We start from the raw sequence: 18,515 nt of genomic DNA, 5'->3' as shown, positions 1-18,515 counted from the left end.
GCGGGCACGCGCGAGTCGGCGGAGTCAGGCTTCCGGAGTCCGGTCGCGGCGAGCGGCCGGGCTGCTGAGCCAGATCAGCTCGGTCGCGCCCCGGTGGCCGTGCACCGCGAGCACCTCGTCGACGCTGTTCCACAGGCCCAGCTGGTAGATGCCGGTGGTCAGGCCGCGCCACCTGGTCAGCACCGGGCCGCCGGGAAACGCCACCCCGAACAGCACGACGCCGGTACCGGACTGGCCGGTCGGGTCGCGGTGGCGCCACAGTGCGAACAACCGCGGCAGCTCATCGTCGGCCACTGGCGGCAGGCTCTGCCCGGCGCCGGCGGTGTCCGGCAGCAGCCCGCGCGCGGCGCCGGGATCGGCCGCACCGTCCGGGTGCAGGAAGCGGTCCCGCGCCACCGTGGCGCCGCGGTACGCGCCGGCGAGGACCGCGCCGACCTCACCGGCCAGGCCGACCGGGTCCGCGGTGGACGACCGGACCCGGTCGGCACCGGCCGCCGCCGCGAGCGCAAGCTGCTGCAGGGCGTCGGCGTACCGGTCGACCGCGGTCCGGTCGACCCCGGCCAGCCTCACTCGACCAGCCCCGCACGCAGCGCCAGCGCGACGGCCTGGGTGCGGCGGCGCGCGCCGAGCTTGTCGTACAGCCGGCGTACGTGCGTCTTGACCGTGTCGGCGCCGATGCACAACCGTTCGGCGATCTCCTCGTTCGTGGCACCGTCGCACAGCGCGTGCAGCACCTGCTGTTCGCGCCCGGTCAGCCGGATCGGTGGCCGCGGCGGCCGCCGCGGCGCCACCCGCAGCGCACCGGTCACGGCGCCGGCGACCGCCGCGAGCAACAGGTCTCCGTCGGCGCCGACGTCCACCACGATCACCGCGGTGTGCGGCGAGCGGCGCGGGCCGAGCACCGTGATCGGGTCCCGGGCGAACCGGTAGTCGACGAGCACCACGTCGGTGTGCTGCCGGGTGTAGCAGGTCAGCGCCTGCCGGGGCGTGGTGGCCAGCCGTACCAGGTGGCCGTTGCCGGTGGCGACGAGGCGTTCGGCGAGCAGTCGGGCGGCCGCGCCAGCCGGCACACAGGCCAGTACGGTACGGGTGGGACCAGGCGGGGAGTCGGGTCTGGCCGGGAGCGTGGCAACGCTCATCGCCATTCCTCCTCGATGTGGCACCCAGCCGCACGATGTCGATGATTCACTCGCTTACGCACGTTCATTGCGGGTCCCTTCCGAAAGCTGGGATCGGCCGGGGTCGCCCGGGCGGCGGCGCGGCACGGAGCGGAGACGGACGGCTCTGACTGGCGCGGCAGTGCCGCCGCCGTGGGTGGGCGCGAGCGCAGTGACACCGCGCGCGGGCCGTCCGCGCCGCGTGCGTGTCGACCCGTCACGGGTCGGCGCCTCGCCGAGCATTCCGGTTCTGAGCATCGGGATCGTGAGCATCCCGGTTTCGGACATCCCGGTTTCGGACATCCGGGTCCTGAGCATTCCGGTGCCGGGCATCGCGGTACCTCGCATCCCGGTACCTGATGTTCGGGCACCTGTGAGGTGGTACTGCTGCGCCCCCTCTCCGGGCGGCGATGCCGGCCGGCGGGCGCGCGGTCTTCTGCCTGCAACATCCACAACGCAACGCCCGGCGCCGAGATACGGCCGGGCGAGGATACGGGCCAGACGGCCCAGCCCGTCCGAGCCGGTCGGCCCACGCTGGCCGGCCGAACGCGTGAATCGGCCGGGTCGGCCGGGACGCCGGCCGGGATGCGCGAACCGGCGGTGGGCGCCTGCGCTACGAGGACACCGCCGGTGCGGGTGTCGATCCGCGCCTGTCGTCGTATCGGCCGGGGTCGTCGCCCAGCGCCACCAGCGCAGCCGCACCGCTGTGGCGCGCGATCACCCTCCGGCACAGCCGGGCGTGTTGCCGACCGGCCGCACCGGTACGCGCGGTATCGGTGGGCCGGCGCCGGAATGCATACCAGCGACGGCAAGACACAACCCCCGGGAGGGCACGGAGAACGTGATCCGACCGCTGGACGCGGTCGGAGCCACTGCCACCCATCGCCACCGGCAAAGGGCTTTCCGTGACCGTTCCGACACTGCCACCCGCAACTGTGCGTGGCAAGCGTGTCGGCGCAACGAAGCCGGCGTGTCGCCACAAAGGGTGAACACATAAAGACGGTGCGTCTTAGATGATCATGGCGCAAGCGGGCACATCCACCGTTTGTACGAGTCTGCAAGACCGCTGGCGACCGCCCCGGCGGGGCACTACGCTGGCGCCGGCAGCAGTCGTACATATCTCGACAAACAGGCTGAGACACCGCCGTTTCGGGAGTGACAGATGAGCAACCGCAGGAGCGGTTCGGACACACCGGTCGTACTGCGCGACACCCATCGGCCCGGCCCCGCCTCCGTACTGGTGGAGGCGAACGACCGGCTGCAGGATCTGCGCGCGCTGCTCGCCGGGGCGCTGACCGGCGACGGGCCGGACCGGGCGGACGAGCCCACCGGCAGCTGAGCCACCGGCGCGCTCCGGCCCGCGGGCCGGCATGTGTCATCGTTGCGGCGTGAGTGAGCAGACCATGCAGCTGCGGCCGCCGCGGCACCGGGTGCACCGACGCGCCATCTGGTACTGGACGGCGAGCGCCGCGCCGCTGTGGCTGGTGCTGGTCGCCGCGCAGGTCGTCGCGCTGGTGGTGGGCTGGGGCTGGCTGCGGCACTGGTGGGTGGTGACGCTGCCGGTCACCGTGCTGCTCGCCGCGGCGCACCTGATAGTCATGCCGCAGTGGCGGTACCGGGTGCACCGGTGGGAGGTGACCCCGGAGGCGGTGTACACCCAGTCCGGCTGGTTCAACCAGGAGCGGCGGATCGCACCGGTGTCCCGGATCCAGACCGTCGACACCGACCGCGGCCCGTTCGAGCAGATCTTCCGGCTGACCAACGTCACCGTCACCACCGCCTCGGCGGCCGGCCCGCTGCGCATCCACGGCCTGGACCGCGACGACGCGCTGCGGGTGGTCGACCAGCTCACCGCCGACACCCAGGCCGAGCGGGGCGACGCGACGTGACCACCCCCGCCGAGCCGCCCGACCCGCGCGACGACGCGGTGGCGCCGGACGGGCACACCGACCCGCCGGCCGACGGCGTACCGCCGGACGACCGCGACGTGCCCGCCGGCGCCGGGGGCGCGGTGCCCCGTGCCGACGACGTACCGGAGTGGCGCCGGCTGTCCAACCGCATGCTGCTGATCCACCCGGTGCAGTCGCTGCTGCAGTTCCTGCCGGCGCTGCTCGGCCTGCTGATCGCCGGTACCACCTCGGGCAACGGCCCGATCTACGGCCTCGTCGGCGCCGCGGCGGCGATCGCGTTCGGGATCCTGCGCTGGCTGACCACGAGCTACCGGATCTCGGCCGAGCAGGTACAGGTGCGCCGCGGGGTGCTCAACCGGCGGGTCCTGTCCGTCCGCCGGGACCGGATCCGCACCGTCGACGTCAGCGCGCCGGCGTTGCACCGGGTGCTCGGCCTGGCCCGCGTCACCGTCGGTACCGGGTTGTCCGACCGCAGCCGCACCGACGGGCTGCGGCTGGACGCGCTCAACGCGGCGACCGCCGCCGAGCTGCGCGAGGAACTGCTGCACCGGGCCGGGCCCGGCCCGGCCGCCGGGTCCGCGACAGCCGCGTCCGCGACCGCCGGGGCCACGGCTGCCGGGGACAGGGCGGACGGCTCGCCGGCGGCCGGGCCCGGAGCGCGGGCCGGGTCCGCAGCGCGCGGGTTCCCGTGGACGCCGCCGGCACCGCCGACCGGTACCGAGCTGGCCCGGTTGTCGCCGCGCTGGATCTCCTACGGTCCGTTCACGCTCTCCGGGTTGGTCACCGTCGGCGTCATCGGCGCGTTCCTGTCCCGGCTGGTCAACGAGTTCCACCTCGACCCCACCCGGTACGGCGCGACCCGCGAGCTCGCCGACCGGGTGCTGCACACCTCGCTGCCGCTGCTGGTCGGCGAGGTCGTACTCGGCCTGCTGGTGCTCGCCGCCATCGCCTCGACCTGCGGCTACGTGCTGGCGTTCTGGGGGTTCCGGCTGTCCCGGCTACCCGGCGGCACGCTGCACGTCACCCGCGGCCTGATCACCACCCGGGCGATCACCCTGGAGGAGCGGCGGCTGCGCGGCGTCGAGGTGTCCGAGCCGCTGCTGCTGCGCGCCGTCGGTGGGGCCCGGTGCATCGCGATCGCCACCGGGCTGCGGGTCGGCCGCGGCGCCGAACGCGGCGGCTCGCTGCTGCTGCCCTCCGCGCCCCGCGCCGAGGCACGGCGGGTGGCGATCGCCGTACTGGGGCGGGCAGAGCCGATCACGGTGCCGCTGACCCCGCACGGGCCGGCCGCCCGGCGCCGCCGGTACACCCGGGCGCTGGTGCCGTGCGCGCTGCTGGCGGTCGCCGCCGTGGTGGCGCACGCGCTGCTTCCGGTGCCCGACTGGGTCCCGGTCGCCACGGTGGTACTGCTCGTGCTGGCCGTCCTGGTGGCCGCGGACCGCTACCGGGGGCTCGGCCATGCGCTGGTCGACGGGACGCTCGTCGCCGGGCGCGGCAGCCTCGTCCGGCGGCGCAGTGCACTGCCCACCGACGGCATCATCGGCTGGAACCTGCGCCGGTCGTTCTTCCAGCGCCGCGCCGGGCTCGCCACGCTCACCGCCACCACCGCCGGCGGCGAGCAGGCCTATCCCGTACCAGACCTGCCGATCGACGAGGCCACCGGGCTGGCCGACGCCGCGCTGCCCGGCCTGCTCACCGCGTTCCTGGCGCCCGCCGGTAGCGGCTCCGACCACGGTCGTAGCCCGGTCCGACCGCGCTCCGATGCCGCCGGCCGGTCCGCGGGTTAGCGTCCGGTGGCGGACCTGGTGCGATCCGGTACCGGCCGGATCGTGAGCGCGGGAGGGCGGATGGGATGGCCGCGGGAGCGCCGCTGGGCGGCCGCGCTGGGCACGCTCGCCGTCGCGGTGGCGTTGTTCGCCGGTGCGTTCGCCGACATCCCGGTGGGCGCCCGGGTCGCGGTCACCGTGGCAGCGGTGCTCGCGGCGGCGATCTGGGCGGTGCTGGTCGTCTCGCGCTCCGCCGGGACCACCGGGCAGGCGCTGCTCGCCACCGGGTTCGGGCTGCTCGGGATCGCGTCGACCGCGATCGCGCCCGACGGGCTGGGCTACCTGATCAGCTACGTCGCCCTGATCCGGCTGGCCATGCGGCTGCCGGTACGGGTGTCCGGGCCGATCGCGGCGGCGTTGGTGGTGCTGCTCGGCGGTGTGCTGCTGCGGGCCGGCGTCCCCGTCGCCGTCACCGCGGTGTTCGCGCTCGGCGCCGGCTTCATGTACCTGGTGGGCGATCTGGCCGCGCTCGGTGCCGCGGCCCGGGACCGCGCCGAGCGGCTGGTCGAGCAGCAGGCGGCCACCCGCGCCGCCGTCGAACAGGCCGCGGTGCTGCGCGAACGCGGCGCACTGGCCCGGGAGGTACACGACATCGTGTCGCACACGTTCGCCGGGCTGGCGCTGCAGTTGGAGGCCGCGAAGGTGCTCGCCGAGCGTACCGGCGCCGACCCGCGGCTGCGGTCCGCGCTGGGCCGGGCGCACCAGCTGACCCGGTCGGGGATCGCCGACACCCGCCAGGTCGTCGCGGCGCTGCGCGGCGCCGCGCTGCCCGGCCCGGCGCTGGTGGCCACCCTCGCCGCCCGGGCGCGGCAGGAGCAGGGGCTGCCGGTGGAGTACACGGTGACCGGCGAACCGCGGCCGGTCGGCCCGGAGGTCGGCCTCGCGGTGTACCGGATGGTGCAGGAGGCGCTCACCAACACGGTGCGGCATGCCGGTGCCGGCGCCCGCGCGTCGGTGGCGGTGTGCTGGGCGGCCGAGCAGCTCACCGTGTCCGTGACCGACTCCGGTGGCGCCGCAACGAATCCGGTCGCGGACGACCCGGCAGCAGCCGCCAGGCGTGCCGGTACCCGACCGGAGGCGGCGGATGGCGGTGCCGGTACCCGACCGGAGGCGGCGGATGGCGGTGCCGGTACCGGGCCGGAGGCGGCGGGCGCGGGTGCCGGCGACGGGTCGGAGACGACGGCGGGCACGGGTGCCGGTACCGGATCGGAGGCGGCGGTGGGCGGGGACACGGCCGGTGCGGCTCCGTCGGGCGGGTGGGGGCTGGCGGGGATGGCCGAACGGGCCGAGCTGCTCGGCGGCGGGCTGGTCGCCCGGCCGACCGGCGACGGGTACTCGGTGGTGCTCCGGTTGCCGCTGACCACCGACGACGGACCGGGCGAGGCGCGGTGACGGCGGTACGGGTGCTGGTGGTCGACGATCAGCGGGTGGTCCGGGACGGGCTGACCATGCTGCTCGGGCTGCTGGACGGCATCGACGTCGTCGGGACCGCGGTCGACGGGCTGGACGCGATCGCGAGCGCCAGACGGCTGCGTCCCGACGTGGTGCTGATGGACCTGTCCATGCCGCGCTGCGACGGCCCGACCGCCACCCGGCGCATCCTGGCCGACCATCCGGAGATCCGGATCGTCGTGCTCACCACGTACTCCGACGACGAGTGGGTCTTCGCGGCGTTGCACGCCGGCGCCCGCGGCTTCGTCACCAAGGACGCCAAAGCCGCCGAGATCGAGCACGCGATCACCACGGTGGCGCGGGGCGAGGCGCTGCTGGACCCGAGCGTGCAGCGGCGGCTGCTCGACGCGTACGCCCGCGGGATCCCGGCCGGGGTCGCGGCGCCGGACGCGGCGGCGCTCACCGCGCGGGAGGCGGAGGTGCTCGCCCACATCGCGGGCGGCGAGTCCAACGCCGAGATCGCGGCCGCGCTGACGGTGTCGGCGGCCACCGTGAAGACGCACATCACCCACCTGCTCGCCAAGACCGGGAGCCGGGACCGCGCGCAGCTGGTGCGCTACGCGTACCGGCACGGCCACGCCCGGCCCTGACCGGCGGCGGGGCTCCGCCCGAGGTCGTAGGGGCCGGTTCGGAGCGTGCTCCGATGCGCCGCCACCACCCGCGCACCTAGCGTCGTCGGCGTGGATTCCGGGGTGGGAGGGACGGCGATGACGGCGATCAACGCGGCCGTGACGGTGGTGATCCTGGCGTTCGTGCTGGTGCGGCAGTTCGTGCCGCGACCGGTACGCGCCCGGCGACTGATCTGGGTCGTCGTGCTGCTGGTGTTCGGGTTGTTACCGCCCGGTCCGGCCGCGGCGACGCCGACCGGGATCGCGCTGCTGGTCGCCTCGCTCGCCGTCTCGGCGGCGCTCGCGATGCCCCGCGCGAGGTCGATGCGGCTCTGGCTGGACGAGCACGGCACACCCTGGCGGCGCGGCAACGCCCGCACGCTGCTGTGGTGGCTCACCGCGATCGCGGTACGGATCGGGTTCGCCGCCGGCGGTCAGCTCGCGTTCGGCGAACCGGAACGGGCCGGGTCGCTCTGGCTGGGACTCGCGATGACGCTCGGGGTGCAGCAGCTGGTGCTGGCGAAGCGGGTGCGGGCGCTGGGCTCTCCGGCCGGAACCGCGGAGCCCAGCGGCATCCGGTCACCGGGAGATGCTCTCGCCCGAGTTCGGCGATGAGTCCGGCGCACCCGGTCGGAGACCGGAGCCGGGGCACGCCGCCCGGCCCGGCGGCGTGCGCGGGTCAGGCGGTGACCGGAAGGAGGCGCCCGCCGGTGAGCCGGACCAGGTCGGCGGCCGTGGTGGCGAACACGGTGTGCGGGGTGCCGGCGGCGGCCCACACCACCGGGTAGCCGGTGAGCGCCTCGTCCACGACGGCCGGCAGGGCCCGGGGGTGGCCGACCGGTGCGACGCCGCCGATCGCCTGGCCGGTGGCCGCCCGTACCTGGTCGGGCGTGGCGCGGCGCAGCGGCCCGCGGCCCCAGCGGCGGGCCAGCGCCTCGGTGTCGACCCGGTGCGCGCCGCTGGTCATCACCAGTACCGGTTCGTCGTCGCTGACGAACACCAGGCTGTTGGCGATCGCACCGACCTCGCAGTCCAGCGCCGCCGCGGCCGCCGCGGCCGTCCGGGTCGAGTCGGCGAGCTGGCGGATCGTCGCGGCGACGCCGGCCGCGGCGAGCGCATCGGCAACCTGGCGGCTTCGTTCGGGCAGGGCGGTCGGATCGAGCTGAGTCATCTCCACCTCACTTTCGTTTCGTATATGGAACGGTAGCCAGTACGCTCCGGTACGGTCAAGCCGGTACCGGCGGCGACGAGGAGGGCGCATGGAGCTGGCCGAGCAGGTCGGGCACCGGTTGCGGGCGCTGCGCGAGGCCCGGGCGCTGAGCCTGTCCGCGCTGGCCCGGCGCTCCGGCATCGGCAAGGCGACACTGTCGCGGCTGGAGTCCGGGCAGCGCAACCCGACCCTCGCCACCCTGTACGCCCTCACCACCGCGCTCGACGCGCCGCTGTCGGCCGTGCTGCCCGGGCCCGCCGGCGACGCGCCCGCGGTGTCCGGCGCCGCGGTCGACGCCCGCCTCATCGAGCGGCGCACGGACGGTGACCTCGTCACCGAGGCGTACCGGGTGGACATCCGGGCCGGCGCCGACCAGCGCTCGGCCGCGCACTCCCCTGGCACCTACGAGCAACTGATCGTGCTGGCCGGGACGGTGCTGGTCGGGCCGGTGGACGCGCCGGTGACGGTGCACGCCGGCGGGCACGTCCGGTTCGCCGCCGACGTGGCCCACCGGTACCGCTGCACCGATGCCACCGCGCACGGGCTGCTGACCGTCCATTACCCGGCCTCCGCCGGCACCGGTCCCGGATGACGCCGGCCGCGACGGCCGGCGGTGGTTGGGCGAAACGGCGGACAGCGGCGGTGGCGCCGGCCAGACTGGGGCGCAAGGAGCGGCCGACACGGGGGCGACCATGGCCATTTGCGAGGTTTGCGGCAACGATTACTGGATGGCGTTCGAGATTCACACGCTGGGCGGTCAGACCCACGTGTTCGACTCGTTCGAGTGCGCGATCCAGCAGCTGGCGCCGATCTGCGAGCACTGCTCGTGCCGGGTGATCGGGCACGGCGTGGAGGTCGGCAGCCACCTGTACTGCTGCGCGCACTGCGCCCGCGCCGACGGCGGCGAGGCGGCCGAGTCGATCCGCGACACCGTCGGCGCGCATCCCGGCTGACCCACCGGGCACGCCGGGCAGGCCGGGCAGGCCGGGCAGGCCGGGCAGGCCCCGCGACGGTACGGTTCGGCCGCAGTCGGCGTGGCTCGGCCGCGCGGCAGGTCAACCGGCGGCGAGCCAGTCCAGGGTGACCGCGGCGGTCCACGACTGGTCCGGTGAGCCCAGCGGCTCGCCGGTGAACGGCTCGACGTACTCGGCGAACCCGGCGGTACGCACCTGCTCCAGCGACGCCGCCCGCAGTGCGGCCGCCGCGGGATGCTCGCCCAGCGAGCGCCACAGCAGCCAGCCGAGCACCGGCCAGCTCGGCCCCCGCCAGTACGTGCGGGGCCGAAACGCCGGGTCGGCGGGGCTGGTGGACGGCGGTACCGGCCAGCGCATCCGGGGATCGCCGGCAAACCGCGGTGAGGTCAGCTCGGCGACCAGCTCGGACCGGCGGTCACCCCCGGCGACGAGGCCGGCGAACCCGGCCACGGTGCGGCAGCGTACCGGAGTGGCCGCGCGGACGTCCTGGTCCAGGCACAGTCGCAGCCGCGGGTCCCAGCAGGCGTCGACGGCGGCGCGACCCCGGTCCCGCCAGCCGGCGATCGCCGCGCGGTCGGCCGCGGGCGCGCCGATTCGCGCCGCGATCCGGCCCAGCGCGTCGTTGGCGGCCACCAGGATCGCGCTGAACAGCACGTCCTTGAGCACGAACGGATGCGTCGCGGCGATCCGGTCGTCGGCGTAGCCGGCCCGCCGCAGCAGCTCGACCAGCCACAGGTACCGGTCGTACTCGGTGTCACTGGGCCGCTGCGCCGGATCGGCGACGTGCCCGGTGTCGCGCCGCCGGTACGGCGGCAGGTCGCCGACCTCGACCCGGGCCAGCGCCACGTCGAACCGTGGCGAGTTGTCGGTACCGGACTCCCACGGGTGGTAGATGCTGACCAGCCCGCTGCCCTGCGGGTCGCGCTCGGTGGCCAGGTAGCGGTGCCAGGCCAGCACCTTCGGGTACAGCTCGGTCAGCGCCGCGTCGACCGCCTCGGCGTCGCCGCGCGCCCCGGCCGGGCCCGCCGCGCCGGAGTTCGGCACCCCGGGACGGCCCGCCGACCCGCGGGCGCGGTCGGCCACCTCGGCGATGTGCGCCAGCGCGAGCGCGTGCACCGGCGGCTGGCAGATCCCGGACGTGGGCCGGTCCGGTGCGGCCGCGGCGACGCCGGTGCCCCAGCGGGCCGCATCCGGAAAGTACGCCTCGGCGGGCGCCGCCGGGTCGTACACGATGTGCGGCACCATCCCGTTCGCCCACTGGCCGGCGAACAGGCTGCGCAGCTCGGTCAGCGCGCGGGGCACCGACAGGTGCGCCCAGCCGACCGCGACGAAGGCCGAATCCCAGCTCCACTGGTGCGGGTACAGCTGTGGCGCCGCCCGGGTCCAGCCGCCCGCGTCGTTGCCGGTCAGTACCGCCGCCGCCGCGGACCACAGCCGCTCGTCCACGCCGTCCCCTCTCCTCGCCGCTCAGGCGTTCGCGTAGTCGCTGCCGGTCTCGGTGAGCCGGCCGGTACCGGCGGTCTGCTCGGCGACCAGGGTGCGTGCCGCCTCGACCCGATCCGGCGGGACCGCGAGGGTCAGCCGCACGCCGTCCGCGGTGTAGTCGACGGCGCGCACCGCGCCCGGGTCGGCGGCGCGCAGCGCGTGCTCCACCCCGCCCGCGTGCGCGTGGTCGACGGCCACGGCGAGCAGCGTCACCGGCCGGCGGACCAGGACCCCCGCGGCGTCGATCGCGCCGGCCACCGCCGACCGGTACGCGCGGGCGAGACCGCCGGTGCCCAGCAGCACCCCGCCGAACCAGCGGGTCACCACCGCGACGACGTCGGTCAGTTCCGCGCCGTGCAGCGCGGCGAGCATCGGGGCTCCGGCCGTACCGGCCGGCTCGCCGTCGTCGTTGGAGCGCTCCACCGCCGGCACGCGGCCCAGCACGTACGCGCTGCAGTGATGCCGGGCGTCCCAGTGCGCCCGGCGAACCTGCGCGATGACCTCCCGCGCGGCGTCCTCGTCGGCGACCCGGCGCAGCGTGCAGCGAAACAGCGACCGCTTCACCTCGACGTCGTACTCCACGTCGGCCGCCACGGTCCGGAACCCGCCCGTCGTCACGCCGCCCCCTCGAAAGGTCCGGACCCTCGTTCCGGCTCCACACTATCGGCGGACCGGTGCCCCGACCTTTCGCCCGACAGCGACCGGTTCGTCGGGCTCGGCCACCCCGGGGGTGTGGACCTGCGCGCACGGCCGCGGGACGGCGATGAGTTCCCGACGATGCACTCGTCAGTACCGGCAGACACCGTCACCGCGGCGCCGGCGATCGGGCGCCGGGCGATCCGGACACGAGGGGACGCACACCGATGAGCACCCGTACCGCGCCACCCCACGGCGCACCCTGCTGGCTCGACCTGTCCACCACCGACGAGGCGGCGAGCCGCCGCTTCTACACCGGCCTGTTCGGCTGGCAGGCGAACGAACCCGCCGCCGAGTTCGGTGGCTACAGCACCTTCGAACGCGGCGGCGCGCCGGTCGCCGGGATGATGCCGGCCACCGGCGCGGACGCCACCGACGCCTGGGGCGTCTACCTGGCCAGCGACGACGCCGCCGGCACGCTGGACGCCGCGGCGGGCAACGGCGGCACCGTCGTGTCGTCGGCGATGCAGGTCGCCGACCTGGGCACGATGGGACTGGTGACCGACCCGGACGGCGCCCTGATCGGGGTCTGGCAGCCGGAGCGGCACCAGGGCTTCCTGGAGTACGCGGTGGACGGTGCGCCGGGCTGGTTCGAGCTGCACACCGACCGGTACGACGACGTGCTCGGCTTCTACCGCACGGTGTTCGGCTGGCACACCGCGACCGAAGCCGACACCCCGCAGTTCCGGTACACCACGATGCGCGACGGGGACGAACAGCTCGCCGGCGTGATGGACGGCAGCGGCACGCCGGACGCGGACAAGGGCTGGTCGATCTACTTCGCCGCCGACGACGTGGACGCCACCGCGGCCCGCGCGGTCGAGCTCGGCGCGACGATCGTGCGCCCGGCCGAGGACACCCCGTACGGGCGGCTGGCGGTGCTGGACGATCCGAACGACGCCCGGTTCAAGCTGGCCGGCCCGAACAACGGGTGAGCGCCGGCGCTGCGCGCGCCGGGTCACGCCGATGGCGGGATCGGGGTTCCGGCGCGCATGACCGGCCCGGCGGCGGGAACCTGGAACGGGTACCCGAGCAGCACGCAGCGTGGAGGGCGAATCCCCATGAAACCCGGCATCCATCCCGATTACCACCCGGTCGTCTACCAGGACCGCAGTACCGGCGAGAGCTTCCTGACCCGCTCGACCGAGACGTCCGACCAGACCGTCGAGTGGCCCGACGGGAACCGCTACCCGCTCGTGGTGGTCGACATCAGCGCGGCGTCCCATCCGTTCTGGACGGGGCAGCGCCGCGTGCTCGACACCGCCGGCCAGGTGGAGAAGTTCCGCCGCCGTTACGGCGACCGGGCGACCCGCCGCCCCAGCTGAGCCGGCGACCCACCGCGGCTGCTTCGTGGCGCGGGCCCGTGACGCGCGCGGCTTTCTGCCCCGCAAGCCGGGTGTGCGCGCCACTAGCCTGCCGCCATGGACTCACCGACGGCGGACGAGGCCATGTCCGGCGCCGCGGCGCGCGCCGATCTCGACCACCTCGTCGAGGTACTGACCGATGCGCACCCGGACGCGTACCACGGGTTCGGCGGCGCCGTGGCGTTCTGGCGGGCGGTGTCCGAGACGCGGGCCGCCATACCGGCGTCCGGCCTGACCGCCACCGCCCTGTACGGGCGGCTGGCCCGGCTCGCCGCCGGCGTCCGGGACGCACACACCGCGCTGTTCCCGCCCGGCCGCCGGTCGTTCACCGATCCCGCGGCGCCCCGGTACGGGATCGACTGGGACGTGGTCGACGGGGCCCTCGTCGTCAGCGCCGTCCACACCGCCGGCCATCGGCCGCTGCTTCGCGCCCGGCTGCGCGCGGTCGACGGCGTCGCGTTCGACGAGCTGGTCGGGCGGATGCGGCGGCTGCGCGGGTACGACAACGCGCACGGCAACCTGGTCCACCTCGCCCAGGCGCTGGACGACCCGGCCGCGGCCAGCCTGCTGACCGGTGCGGCGGGCGACCGCCGGGTCGAGCTCGCCACCTCGGGTGGGCCGGCCGAGGTGACGCTGGCGCCGTGGCGGCCGCGACCGGCCGACCGGCTGGCGCCGACCTCGAGGTTGCCGCTGCCGGTACCGGGGCCGAGCGGGATCGCGACGGCGATGCTGGGCCCGGTCGGCTACCTGCGACTCGGCGAGCTCCTGGGCTACCGGGAGGTGTTCGAGAACGCCCGGGTCGACGGCGTCGACTGGCTGCTCGGCGAGCGACTGGACACCGCGCTGGAGCGGCTGGGTGTGACCGGTGCACCGCCGGGGGTCGACGAACGGATCGCGCTCGTGCCGTCGGCGAGCGAGGCCATCGGCGGGCTGCTCGAGCGGCTGCGCACCGCGGGAGGCGATCGGCTCGTGGTCGACCTTCGGCACTGTCCGGGCGGCAACTCGATCATCGGCGACATCCTCGCCACCCTGCTGTACGGAGTGGACGGCGTGCTCGACGGTGACGAGGGCTACCAGGTGCCGCGGTACTCGCCGCGGTACTTCCAGCACTACCGCGACAGCCCCGCCACCCCCGGCTACGACTTCGGTGCCGAACGCGACTGGCTCGCGACGCGCTCCGACCCGCACGCCCGCCGCCGACGGCGCCGGGCCGCACTGACCGAACTGCGGAGCCGGCTGCCCGCCTTCGACCGGCAGCTCGCCCGGGCCGCCATCCCGCCGGCGCCACGGGTGGCGGTGGTGGTCGACGCCTTCACGTTCTCGGCCGGGTTCGACGTACTGCTGGCGTTGCGCCGGCACGGCGCGACCGTGGTCGGCACCGCACCGGCGCAGGCGGCCAACTGTTTCATCGACATCCTGCCGTTCCAGCTCCACCATTCCGGACTTCGCGGCATGGTCTCCTTCAAATGGTCGGTGTCGCTGCCGGACGAACCGGACAACGGCACGCTGCTGCGCCCGGACGTGCCACTGACGGCTGCCGAGTACGACCTCGACCCGAACGCGGCGGTGCTGCTGGCGCTGGACCACCTCGACCACGACCGAGCGCGTACTGGGGCTGGCACCAGTACGGATCCGGGTGCGTGCGGCACTGCGCCGGCCCGGTGACTCGCGGAAGCTGGAGGCGCTGTCCCCCCGACCAGTCAGGAGCCGCGATGTCCGTACCGACCGTCGTCCGACGTGGCACCGGCAGTGACTACGCAGAGTTGTCCCGACGGATCGCGGCGGCGGGGCTGCTGCGCCGCAGGCCCGTCTACCAGGTGTTCGCGCTCGGTTCCACCGCCGCCCTGTACGTCGGCGCGTGGCTGCTGTTCGCGCTGGTCGGTGACTCGTGGTGGCAGTTGGGTACGGCCGCGCTGCTGGCCGTGGCGTTCACCCAGGTGGGGTTCGTCGGGCACGAGGTGGCGCACCGGCAGGTCGTGTCGTCGCGCCGCAGCGCGGAACGGATCGGGCTGGTCGCGGGCAACCTGCTGATCGGCCTCGGTCACGGATGGTGGGCGGACAAGCACAACCGGCACCACGCGCATCCCAACCAGGTCGGCGCCGATCCGGACGTGGCCGCAGGCGTGGTGCGCTGGACCGAGGAGCAGGCGGAGGACACCTCCGGCGTGCAGCGGTTCGTCACCCGCTGGCAGGGCATCCTGTTCCTGCCGATGCTGACGCTGGAGGGGCTCAACCTGCACGTGGCCGGGTTCCGGTCCGCGTTCGGCCGCAAGGTACGCCACCCCGTGTTGGAGGGCGTGGTGCTCGGCCTGCACGTGGTCGGCTACGTCGCCGTCGCCTTCACCGTGCTCTCGCCGGGCAAGGCGATCGCGTTCATGGCGCTGCACCAGGCGCTGTTCGGCGTCTACATGGGACTGTCGTTCGCACCGAACCACAAGGGCATGCCGGTACTGGGGCCGGACGTGCAGCTCGACTTCCTGCGCCGCCAGGTGCTCACCTCCCGCAACGTGCGCGGCGGACCGGTCACCGACTGGATGCTCGGCGGCCTCAACTACCAGATCGAGCATCACCTGTTCCCGTCGATGCCGCGACCGGCGTTGCGCCGGGCGCAACCGATCGTCGCCGCCTACTGCGCCGAACTCGGCGTCGACTACGAGCAGGAGTCGCTGCCCCGCTCGTACGCACGGGCCCTGCAGGCGCTGCACGAGGTTGGCGAACCACTACGCTCTTGACACCGCGTCCGGATGCCTGAAAGCGTTGCCGCATCGGGCATCTGGGGGTGGCGCACGTGACGGAACCGGTGCGGGTCGACGATCCGCGGGTGGAACGGCTCGTCGATCCGCTCGGGATCGACGAGCCGTCGCCGTTGCTGTCCTGGCGGCTGACCGGCTCCCGCCACGGCATCCGGCAGCGGGCGTACCGGATCGTCGTCGCCGCCGAGGCCGACCCGCTGACAGCGCCGGCGCACTGGGACAGCGGGCCGGTGGACTCCGGCGAGAGCGTCGGCGTCGCCTACCGCGGACCGCGGCTGGCGCCGCGCACCCGGTACCTGTTCCGGGTCCGGGTCACCGACGACCACGGCGTCGAGAGCGACTGGTCGCCGCCCGGCAGTTGGGAGACCGGCCAGCTCGACCCGGCACAGTGGACGGCGGGCTGGATCACCGCGGCGAGCGAGCGGGACGCGCCGCTGCCGCCGGACCTGGACACGACCGAGCCGCTGCACTCGCTGCACCGCATCGGTGCACCCGACGGCGGCCGGGCCGCGCCGGGCCCGGCCGGCGGTCCGGTCACGCTGCGCACCTCGTTCGAGCTGCCCGGCGGGCGCCGGATCGTGGCCGCCACCACCGCCTTCGCCGACGAGGCCACGGTGCGCGTCAACGGCACCGAGGTGCCCGCGGTGGGCTCCGCCGCCCGCGCACTTCGCCCGGGTACCAACGAGATCGCGGTCACCACACCGGCCGGGCACGCGGTCGGCCGGCTGGACGTCGCGCTGGACGGGCTGCCGCCGCGCACCATCGCCACCGACGACACCTGGCACACCGACGACGGCCGGCTCGCCGTGTCACTCGGCCCGCACGGCGCGCCACCGTGGGGCCGGACGGCGATCACCCACCGGCCCAGCCCGTACCTGCGGCGGGAGTTCCGGCTGGACGCCCCGGTGCGGCGGGCCCGGCTGTACGTCACCGCCGCCGGCCTCTACTCGATGCGGCTCAACGGGACCCGGGTGGGCAGCGACCACCTCGCGCCGGGCTGGACCGACTACGCCACCCGGGTGCCGTACCAGAGCCACGACGTGACCGGGCTGCTGCGGGCCGGCGACAACGTGCTCGGTGCGGTGCTCGCGGACGGCTGGTTCGCCGGCAGCGTCGGTTTCTGCCGGTCGTTCCACTACGGGCACGTCCGGGCCCTGCGGGCCGAACTGCACGTCTGGACCACCGACGGTGACCACCAGGTGATCGGTACCGACACCGGGTGGCGCGCCGGTACCGGCGCCGTCCGGTACGCCGACCTGCAGCACGGCACCGTCGTCGACGCCCGGGCCGAGCCGGTCGGCTGGGATGCCGCGGGGTTCGCCGGCGACTGGCCGGCGGCGGTACCGACCGACGGCCCGGCCGGCCGGGTCACCGCGGCGATCGCGCCGCCGGTCCGGGTCCGGCACGAGCTCGCGCCGCGGTCCGTCGACACCCGGCCGGACGGCCGGCGCATCATCGACTTCGGGCAGAACCTGGTCGGCTGGATCCGGTTGCGGGTGCGCGGCGAGGCCGGCCGGCGCATCATCGTCCGGCACGCCGAGGTGCTCGACCACAACGGCGAGCTGTACCTGGACGCGCTGCGCACCGCGCGCGCCACCGACGAGTACGTGCTGGCCGGGCACTCCGACGGCGAGGTGTTCGAGCCGGAGTTCACCAGTCACGGCTTCCGCTACTGCGAGCTGACCGGCTGCCCGGACGGCGCCGAGATCACCGCCCTGGTCGCGTACGCGGACATGGCCGCCACCGGCGAGTTCTCCTGCTCCGACGAGCGGATCAACCGGCTGCACGACAACATCCGGTGGAGCCAGCGGGGCAACTTCCTCGCGGTACCGACCGACTGCCCGCAGCGCGACGAGCGGCTCGGCTGGACCGGCGACGCGCAGGTGTTCGCGCCGACCGCGGCGTTCGGGTACGACGTGGCCGCGTTCCTGCGCAAGTGGCTGGTCGACGTGCGCGACGCGCAGCTCGCGGACGGCGCGATCACGCACGTCGCGCCGGACGTGCTCAGCGGCCAGCTGGACACCCCGCAGCACGGCAGCCCCGGCTGGGGCGACGCGATCGTGCTGGTGCCCGCCGCCCTGCACGCCGCGTACGGCGACACCCGGGTGGTGCGCGAGTGCCTGCCGGCGATGCTGCGTTGGCTGGACTACCTGGACCGCCCGGACGCGCCGCGCCATCCGCGCGGCGGGTTCGCCGACTGGCTCGCCGTCACGCCGACCGACAAGGACGTCGTGAACGCCGCGTACCTGGCGCGCTCCGCGCGGGTGGCGGCGCGGCTGGCCGCGGTGGTCGACGAGCCGGACGCGGCGGCGCACTGCACCGGCATCGCCGACCGGGCCACCGCGGCGTTCCGGGACGCGTACGTGGGCGGGGACGGGCGAATCGCCGGCGGCACCCAGACCGCCGCCGTGCTGGCGCTCCAGGCGGGGCTGGTCACGGAGGCCGAGCGGCCCGCGGTGGTGCGCCGGCTCGCCGCCGAGGTCGCCGCCCGCAACACGCACCTGAGCACCGGCTTTCTCGGTACCCCGTGGCTGCTGGACGCGCTCGCCAGCGGTGGCCGGCTGGACGTGGCGTACGCGCTGCTGCTGCGCGACACGTACCCGTCCTGGCTGTTCCCGGTGGTGCACGCCGACGCCACCACGATCTGGGAACGGTGGGACTCGTGGAGCGAGTCGCGCGGCTTCGCCGACGAGGGCATGACCTCCTTCAACCACTACGCGTACGGCGCGGTCGGCGACTTCCTGCACCGGGTGGTGGGCGGCCTGGCACCGGCCGAGCCCGGGTACCGGCGGATCACGGTACGGCCGCGTCCCGGCGGCGGCATCGACTCGGCCGGCGCCCGGTTGCACACCGGGTACGGCCTCGTGATGGTGCGATGGCAGGCCGAACCGTACCGGTTGGAGGTGGCGGTACCGCCGAACACCAGCGCCGACGTGCACCTGCCGCCCGGGGTCGCGCCGCCGTCGACCGACGATCCCGGCGTACGGTCGGTCGCGCCCGACGCCGAGGGCGGAACGGTCGCCTGGCTCGGCTCCGGCCACTACACGTTCTCCGCCTGACCGCCGACCGGGCGCGCGACG

Annotated in this window: 18 protein-coding genes; 13 read left to right on the top strand and 5 right to left on the bottom strand. The window is 75.0% G+C overall.

The genetic code is table 11. The annotated features are described in order from the left end of the window. Positions 1 to 24: 24 nt before the first annotated feature. Both Asera_RS22240 and Asera_RS22235 read right to left on the bottom strand, forming a co-directional pair. The gene (locus tag Asera_RS22240) at positions 25 to 570 is read right to left on the bottom strand and encodes a hypothetical protein (RefSeq protein ID WP_211255558.1); all 546 of its coding nucleotides are present in this window, start codon (positions 568 to 570) and stop codon (positions 25 to 27) included. Continuing rightward, positions 567 to 1,139, bottom strand: coding sequence for a helix-turn-helix transcriptional regulator (locus Asera_RS22235; protein ID WP_169745830.1), 573 nt, complete (start codon positions 1,137 to 1,139; stop codon positions 567 to 569). Before Asera_RS22235 ends, Asera_RS22240 begins: the two co-directional genes overlap by 4 nt. A 1,180-nt stretch (positions 1,140 to 2,319) precedes the next feature. Here Asera_RS22235 and Asera_RS22230 point away from each other — a divergent pair. From Asera_RS22230 to Asera_RS22205, 6 genes are all read left to right on the top strand, one after another. Beyond that, on the top strand, positions 2,320 to 2,496 hold the full coding sequence (locus Asera_RS22230; protein ID WP_157034781.1) for a hypothetical protein: 177 nt from the start codon (positions 2,320 to 2,322) through the stop codon (positions 2,494 to 2,496). A gap of 49 nt (positions 2,497 to 2,545) precedes the next feature. Then, complete coding sequence (locus Asera_RS22225; RefSeq protein WP_244843984.1) at positions 2,546 to 3,046, top strand: PH domain-containing protein; 501 nt, start codon at positions 2,546 to 2,548, stop codon at positions 3,044 to 3,046. Next, the gene (locus Asera_RS22220; RefSeq protein ID WP_244843983.1) at positions 3,043 to 4,854 is read left to right on the top strand and encodes a PH domain-containing protein; all 1,812 of its coding nucleotides are present in this window, start codon (positions 3,043 to 3,045) and stop codon (positions 4,852 to 4,854) included. The genes Asera_RS22225 and Asera_RS22220 overlap by 4 nt, the downstream gene beginning before the upstream one ends. Before the next feature lie 60 nt (positions 4,855 to 4,914). Next, positions 4,915 to 6,285, top strand: a complete 1,371-nt coding sequence (locus tag Asera_RS22215; RefSeq protein ID WP_157034780.1) for a sensor histidine kinase — start codon at positions 4,915 to 4,917, stop codon at positions 6,283 to 6,285. Beyond that, positions 6,282 to 6,935: a response regulator transcription factor gene (locus tag Asera_RS22210; RefSeq protein WP_030445914.1), complete on the top strand. Its 654-nt coding sequence runs from the start codon at positions 6,282 to 6,284 to the stop codon at positions 6,933 to 6,935. Before Asera_RS22215 ends, Asera_RS22210 begins: the two co-directional genes overlap by 4 nt. 90 nt (positions 6,936 to 7,025) lie before the next feature. Further along, on the top strand, positions 7,026 to 7,568 hold the full coding sequence (locus tag Asera_RS22205; protein WP_157034779.1) for a hypothetical protein: 543 nt from the start codon (positions 7,026 to 7,028) through the stop codon (positions 7,566 to 7,568). Positions 7,569 to 7,632: 64 nt separating this feature from the next. Here Asera_RS22205 and Asera_RS22200 read toward each other — a convergent pair whose 3' ends face one another. Next, positions 7,633 to 8,124, bottom strand: coding sequence for a YbaK/EbsC family protein (locus tag Asera_RS22200; RefSeq protein WP_030445912.1), 492 nt, complete (start codon positions 8,122 to 8,124; stop codon positions 7,633 to 7,635). Positions 8,125 to 8,212: 88 nt separating this feature from the next. Here Asera_RS22200 and Asera_RS22195 point away from each other — a divergent pair, with 88 nt between their 5' ends. Together Asera_RS22195 and Asera_RS22190 are read left to right on the top strand one after the other, a co-directional pair. Continuing rightward, on the top strand, positions 8,213 to 8,755 hold the full coding sequence (locus Asera_RS22195) for a helix-turn-helix domain-containing protein (RefSeq protein WP_030445911.1): 543 nt from the start codon (positions 8,213 to 8,215) through the stop codon (positions 8,753 to 8,755). A 100-nt stretch (positions 8,756 to 8,855) separates the two neighbouring features. Further along, positions 8,856 to 9,116 (top strand): hypothetical protein, encoded by a 261-nt coding sequence (locus tag Asera_RS22190; protein WP_030445910.1) that lies wholly within the window; start codon positions 8,856 to 8,858, stop codon positions 9,114 to 9,116. A gap of 102 nt (positions 9,117 to 9,218) precedes the next feature. Here the strand turns inward: Asera_RS22190 and ggh are convergent, their stop codons facing one another. Further along, positions 9,219 to 10,583 carry a glucosylglycerate hydrolase gene (ggh, locus tag Asera_RS22185; protein ID WP_030445909.1) on the bottom strand — a complete coding sequence of 455 codons (1,365 nt, stop codon included), beginning with the start codon at positions 10,581 to 10,583 and terminating at the stop codon, positions 9,219 to 9,221. A gap of 21 nt (positions 10,584 to 10,604) precedes the next feature. Further along, positions 10,605 to 11,240, bottom strand: coding sequence for an IMPACT family protein (locus tag Asera_RS22180; protein WP_035296375.1), 636 nt, complete (start codon positions 11,238 to 11,240; stop codon positions 10,605 to 10,607). 245 nt (positions 11,241 to 11,485) lie between these two features. Here Asera_RS22180 and Asera_RS22175 point away from each other — a divergent pair, with 245 nt between their 5' ends. The 5 genes from Asera_RS22175 to Asera_RS22155 all read left to right on the top strand — a co-directional run bounded on the left by Asera_RS22175 (position 11,486) and on the right by Asera_RS22155 (position 18,494). Then, complete coding sequence (locus Asera_RS22175; RefSeq protein WP_030445907.1) at positions 11,486 to 12,253, top strand: VOC family protein; 768 nt, start codon at positions 11,486 to 11,488, stop codon at positions 12,251 to 12,253. Positions 12,254 to 12,379: 126 nt separating this feature from the next. Continuing rightward, positions 12,380 to 12,643: a type B 50S ribosomal protein L31 gene (locus Asera_RS22170; RefSeq protein ID WP_030445906.1), complete on the top strand. Its 264-nt coding sequence runs from the start codon at positions 12,380 to 12,382 to the stop codon at positions 12,641 to 12,643. 96 nt (positions 12,644 to 12,739) lie between these two features. Continuing rightward, positions 12,740 to 14,347: a S41 family peptidase gene (locus tag Asera_RS22165; RefSeq protein ID WP_084131338.1), complete on the top strand. Its 1,608-nt coding sequence runs from the start codon at positions 12,740 to 12,742 to the stop codon at positions 14,345 to 14,347. A 47-nt stretch (positions 14,348 to 14,394) separates the two neighbouring features. Further along, positions 14,395 to 15,414, top strand: coding sequence for a fatty acid desaturase family protein (locus Asera_RS22160; RefSeq protein WP_030445904.1), 1,020 nt, complete (start codon positions 14,395 to 14,397; stop codon positions 15,412 to 15,414). Between the two features lie 56 nt (positions 15,415 to 15,470). Continuing rightward, complete coding sequence (locus tag Asera_RS22155; RefSeq protein ID WP_157034778.1) at positions 15,471 to 18,494, top strand: alpha-L-rhamnosidase; 3,024 nt, start codon at positions 15,471 to 15,473, stop codon at positions 18,492 to 18,494. The last annotated feature ends 21 nt before the right edge of the window (positions 18,495 to 18,515 follow it).

Source organism: Actinocatenispora sera (assembly GCF_018324685.1).
GTDB classification, from domain to species: domain Bacteria; phylum Actinomycetota; class Actinomycetes; order Mycobacteriales; family Micromonosporaceae; genus Actinocatenispora; species Actinocatenispora sera.
This window is presented reverse-complemented; position numbering and strand designations above follow the sequence as displayed.